At 47.9% G+C, this 1,334-nt stretch carries 1 protein-coding gene; it reads left to right on the top strand.

Going from position 1 to position 1,334, the window contains the following annotated elements:
• Positions 1-64: 64 nt before the first annotated feature.
• The gene (locus tag ENGE1_RS26175; protein WP_000427623.1) at positions 65-1,069 is read left to right on the top strand and encodes an IS110-like element IS4321 family transposase; all 1,005 of its coding nucleotides are present in this window, start codon (positions 65-67) and stop codon (positions 1,067-1,069) included.
• The last annotated feature ends 265 nt before the right edge of the window (positions 1,070-1,334 follow it).

Genomic DNA, 1,334 nt, shown 5'->3' with positions numbered 1-1,334 from the left:
TGAGATGGTCACTCCCTCCTTCCCGGTACTATGCTGAGGACAGGCTTTCATTCGGAGAACTATCATGGAAAACATTGCGCTCATTGGTATCGATCTGGGTAAAAACTCTTTCCATATTCATTGCCAGGATCGTCGCGGGAAGGCTGTTTACCGTAAAAAATTTACCCGGCCAAAGTTGATCGAATTTTTGGCGACATGCCCCGCTACAACCATCGCAATGGAAGCCTGTGGCGGTTCTCACTTTATGGCACGCAAGTTGGAAGAGTTGGGGCATTCCCCAAAGCTGATATCACCACAATTTGTCCGCCCGTTCGTTAAAAGCAATAAAAACGACTTTGTCGACGCCGAAGCTATTTGTGAAGCTGCATCGCGTCCGTCTATGCGTTTTGTGCAGCCCAGAACGGAATCTCAGCAGGCAATGCGGGCTCTGCATCGTGTCCGTGAATCCCTGGTTCAGGATAAGGTAAAAACAACCAATCAAATGCATGCTTTTCTGCTGGAATTTGGCATTAGCGTTCCCCGAGGAGCTGCCGTTATTAGCCGACTGAGTACCATTCTTGAGGATAATAGTTTGCCTCTTTACCTCAGCCAGTTATTGCTGAAATTACAACAGCATTATCACTATCTTGTTGAGCAGATTAAAGATTTGGAATCCCAGTTGAAACGAAAGTTGGACGAAGATGAGGTTGGACAGCGCTTGCTGAGCATTCCCTGCGTCGGAACACTGACAGCGAGTACTATTTCAACTGAGATTGGCGACGGGAAGCAGTACGCCAGCAGCCGTGACTTTGCGGCGGCAACAGGGCTTGTACCTCGGCAGTACAGCACGGGAGGTAGGACGACATTGCTGGGAATTAGTAAGCGAGGTAATAAAAAGATCCGAACTTTGTTGGTTCAATGTGCCAGGGTATTCATACAAAAACTGGAACACCAGTCTGGCAAATTGGCCGATTGGGTCAGGGATTTACTGTGCCGGAAAAGCAACTTTGTCGTCACTTGTGCTCTGGCAAACAAGCTGGCCAGAATAGCCTGGGCCCTAACGGCACGACAGCAAACTTATGTAGCATAACGGCAGAAATACACCGGTTTAAAGAATTACTGATCTGGTTTTGCGAATACTGATATTGATGATACTAACGGCCCACCGGCCTGTTGAGGAACCTGTAAAACGGAAAGGCTCATTGAAGCCGTATATTTTCTGGAGGTTCATCAGGCGCGGAACTCATCAAGGCGCGGGAATAAAATCCCATTCAGACGCCGGATAGATTCAAGCAAGCCAACTTGTCGTCAAAATCGGTGTTGCAAAAACGGGAGTGACCATAGATTCCGTTTTC

Origin of the sequence: Pluralibacter gergoviae ATCC 33028 = NBRC 105706 (assembly GCF_001598855.1) — a bacterium.
Taxonomy (GTDB): Bacteria; Pseudomonadota; Gammaproteobacteria; order Enterobacterales; family Enterobacteriaceae; genus Pluralibacter; species Pluralibacter gergoviae.
This window is presented reverse-complemented; position numbering and strand designations above follow the sequence as displayed.